We start from the raw sequence: 3,767 nt of genomic DNA on the forward strand, positions 1-3,767 counted from the left end.
TTATTTATTTCATTTTCTACATAAGAAATTATACTCTCTATTTGTTCTATTGAAACAGGTCTTTTTTCGCACGATTTTATTATTCCTCTTTTTATTTTTTCTCTATCAAATATTTCCCTACTATTATCCTTTTTTATTACCATTATAGGTGTTGTCTCAATTGTTTCGTAGGTTGTGAATCTCTTTTTGCAAGACTCGCATTCTCTTCTTCTTCTGATAGATTTACTATCTGTATGTCTAGAATCTACGACTTTAGATTCTTTATAATTACAATATGGGCATTGCATGTTCTTCCTCCTCAGTTAGGTAGGATTTAATTTTTAGATATCGATTTGATCTTTATCAAAATTTAAACTTGAACCTATATTCACAAGTACAGTATCGTAGCCTATTCTCAAGATATCTCTCCAAAATACAGTATCAACCTCTGTGCCTCTATAAAAAAAACTCCCTGACGCTCCTGTTATTGAAAAGGACGATACCTTGCCACTTTCGATATCTAAATCTATATCTGTTATAAAACCTAACTTCTTACCGTTTTTTACATTTATTATTTCTTTTTCCATAATGTCGGATATTCTCATCATAGTTAAATTCCCCCTTTTTGAGCAATATACATGTGCTCTTAATAGATAAATCTTTAAAATAAAGATTTTCTTATATAAGTTTATTATTTACAACAAGAAAAAATTCACTATGATATTATCTATAAATTTTATAATTATTTTCCTTTTAGTTTTATTTTACACATTATTTAAAAATAATCAAACTTTTTAGTGATTTGTAAATATATTGTAAAAATAAAACTGCCATAAAGCGATCATTAAATCACTTATACGACAGTTTTATTTGCTTCGATTTTATATTTAAATATACTTTCTCATATTTTTTAAGGCGTTTTTTTCGATTCTAGATACCTGCGCTTGTGAAATACCGATTTCATCTGCCACTTCGATTTGAGTTCTCCCTTTATAAAATCTTAAATCAAGGACTAATCTCTCCCTTGAACTCAATTTTTTTATAGCCTCCTTTAAAGCTATTTGCTCTAGCCAGTTTTCATCTGTGTCTTTTTTGTCTTGTACTTGATCCATTACAAATATAGCATCTCCATTGTCTTGGTAAACTGGATCGAATAAAGATATCGGATCTTGTATAGCGTCAAGAGCCATTACTACTGACTCTACCTCCATATCTAATTCCTTAGCAATTTCTGAAATCGTAGGCTCCTTTGAATTAGTTCTTATCAATCTCTCTCTTACTTGTAGAGCTTTATAAGCTATGTCTTTTAGAGAACGTGAAACTCTAATTGGATTATTATCCCTAAGATATCTCCTTATCTCTCCTATAATCATAGGAACAGCGTAAGTAGAAAATCTTACATTTTGACTTAAATCAAAATTATCAATAGCTTTTATAAGTCCAACACATCCTATTTGAAATAAGTCATCTACGTTTTCTCCTCTATTATTGAATTTTTGTATAACACTTAGAACTAATCTCAAATTTCCTTTTACAAATCTTTGTCTCGCCTCCTCATCACCTTGTTTTATCTTAACTAATAGCTCTCTCATTTGATTAGGCTTAAGTACAGGAAGTTCTGATGTATTTACACCACAAATTTCAACTTTATTAATAATCATAAATTTCAGTCCTCTCTTAAAAGATTCTATATATGAAATTATTTACACATCATATATTTTTATACTTTTAATGAGCACTTATTTATTTTTATAAAAATTTTTTCATCTCTTTTTTAAGTCTAAAAATTATCTTTTTTTCCAATCTAGAAATATAAGATTGAGATATTCCAAGGATATTAGCGACTTCTTTTTGAGTTTTTTCTTTTCCCTTTGTACTGAGACCAAATCTTAATTCCATAATTTGCTTTTCTCTATCTGATAATTTATCCAATGCCATAAACAATAAATTTCTATCTATTTCCTCCTCAATTATCTTGTAAATCTCATCATTATCTGTACCTAAAACATCAGATAATAGGAGTTCATTTCCGTCTAAATCTACGTTTAGCGGTTCGTCAAAGGATACCTCTGATTTTTTCTTGTTGTTTTTTCTAAGGCACATGAGTATTTCGTTTTCTATGCATCTAGATGCATATGTAGCTAGCTTTATATTTTTTTCTAGATTAAATGTATTTACTGCTTTTATAAGTCCGATCGTACCTATCGAGATTAGATCCTCCATATCTATTCCTGTATTTTCAAATTTTCTAGATATATAGACTACTAATCTAAGATTTCTCTCTATTAAAATAGTTTTTATATTTTCATCGTATTCTAGTTTTTGTAGTAATTCCTTTTCCTCCTGTAGTGTAAGCGGTGGAGGCAATACGTTTACTCCTCCCATGTAGTAAATACTATCTGGGTTTATTAGCTTTAATTTACTTCCTATTTTTATAAACCTCATAAGTATTTTTCTTTTAAAATCCTCTAATAGTAATATCAACGATAAGTCCTCCTTTTTAACATAATATCCTTGGATTTAAAATTGCACTGTATTCTTTATCCTTAAAATCTGATATTCCAAGAATAATATTACCTATTTTTTTATCATCTACATTTAAATAATCTGCCTTTATCCCTAAGAGCATTCCTGCATTGTTATCTCCAACGTGTTTATACGGAATTAATCTTACTCTACATGAAATCTTTGGGCTCAGATTATCGGTTATGCTTTGGATATCTGAAATATCCATTTTTTCAAAATTACAATCTTTGGGTAAAAAATTTTCTAAAAGACTTGCCTTGATTATTACAACATCGCTTTTACTGACGGGATCCTGGAGTAAATTTCCACTATCTAACAACGCAATACATTTTATATTTTGATCTAGTATAGAAATACTTATCTCCTTTGTGAGGTTCTCAATATGCTTTAATATCCTAAAATCATTGATTATCTTTTTCAATAATTTACAGCTTATATAAGCACAAATTATGATAAGAGATATTGTGATATGGTCGATTCCTGTGAAGTAGATTACGAAATAAGCACTTCCAGATATAAATATATTTACTAGATAGAAGCTAAAAAGTATTTTAAAAAAATCTCTTTTATTAGTTATATCAAAGGAAATTAGAACTATTATTACGATAAATATAAATTTAGAAGGTATGGTAAAAAAAATTGCTAATTCCTTATAAATATACATAACACTGTAGATAGTTCCTACTACTGCGCCTAATACTTGCCTGTATTTTTTGCTGTATATCTTAGTAATAGAAGTCGTACAACTTATAATAATATAGTTAATCAGTAAGTTTTCAAAAATATAATAATCTAAATACATTAGATTTTCTCCTTTTCCTTACTTAATCATATTATGGTTAAATTTATATATTGAAAAACTTTATTAAATATATTATAGAATATACGATTTGAATATTTTGTCATTTTCAACAGTCGAATATAAAATAATTTTTCTAAAAAATTACAATTATTTTTTGAGCCCTACCTTCTAAATAATTATTCCAATATTTATGGTCTTATAACTTTATCAGCTTGTGCCATTTTTTCAACTATAAAATACATGTTTGTAACTTCACCAACTTCTAGCTTATCTGCTAAATCATAGTAATTCAAGCATGTACCACAGCTTAAAATTTCTACTCCTTGTGCTTGTAGTGTTTTTAAAGCGTCAATAGATTTAGAGCCTTGAGTAGATAATTTTACTCCTGAGTTGTAAAGCAATACAGTACTTGGAAGCTCATCTAATTCAGTTAATGCGAATACAAATCCCTTCATAAGTA

6 protein-coding genes are annotated in these 3,767 nt (G+C 28.1%); all 6 read right to left on the reverse strand.

Translation table 11 applies throughout. The features are described from left to right. The coding region (locus tag SPD90_RS02080) for an NrdR family transcriptional regulator (RefSeq protein WP_320924162.1) at nt 1-287 on the reverse strand (287 nt) is incomplete at its 3' end. A 33-nt stretch (nt 288-320) separates the two neighbouring features. Further along, nucleotides 321-587: a YlmC/YmxH family sporulation protein gene (locus SPD90_RS02085; protein WP_320625246.1), complete on the reverse strand. Its 267-nt coding sequence runs from the start codon at nt 585-587 to the stop codon at nt 321-323. A 279-nt stretch (nt 588-866) separates the two neighbouring features. Continuing rightward, nucleotides 867-1,640 carry an RNA polymerase sporulation sigma factor SigG gene (gene sigG, locus SPD90_RS02090; protein ID WP_320625247.1) on the reverse strand — a complete coding sequence of 258 codons (774 nt, stop codon included), beginning with the start codon at nt 1,638-1,640 and terminating at the stop codon, nt 867-869. Between the two features lie 88 nt (nt 1,641-1,728). Next, a complete protein-coding gene (gene sigE / locus SPD90_RS02095; protein ID WP_442908913.1) occupies nt 1,729-2,463 on the reverse strand; it encodes an RNA polymerase sporulation sigma factor SigE in 735 nt (244 codons plus the stop codon). A 16-nt stretch (nt 2,464-2,479) separates the two neighbouring features. After that, nucleotides 2,480-3,307 carry a sigma-E processing peptidase SpoIIGA gene (locus SPD90_RS02100; RefSeq protein ID WP_320625248.1) on the reverse strand — a complete coding sequence of 276 codons (828 nt, stop codon included), beginning with the start codon at nt 3,305-3,307 and terminating at the stop codon, nt 2,480-2,482. A 188-nt stretch (nt 3,308-3,495) separates the two neighbouring features. Continuing rightward, nucleotides 3,496-3,767: sulfurtransferase-like selenium metabolism protein YedF (yedF, locus tag SPD90_RS02105; protein WP_320924163.1), on the reverse strand; the 272-nt coding region annotated here is incomplete at its 5' end.

The organism is Intestinibacter sp., assembly GCF_034113885.1.
In the GTDB taxonomy this organism is placed as follows: domain Bacteria; phylum Bacillota; class Clostridia; order Peptostreptococcales; family Peptostreptococcaceae; genus Intestinibacter.

Coding starts and splice junctions, on each gene's coding strand:
- SPD90_RS02085 (WP_320625246.1), bottom strand. CDS start 587: ATGATGAGAATATCCGACATTATGGAAAAAGAAATAATAAATGTAAAA.
- sigG (WP_320625247.1), bottom strand. CDS start 1,640: ATGATTATTAATAAAGTTGAAATTTGTGGTGTAAATACATCAGAACTT.
- SPD90_RS02100 (WP_320625248.1), bottom strand. CDS start 3,307: ATGTATTTAGATTATTATATTTTTGAAAACTTACTGATTAACTATATT.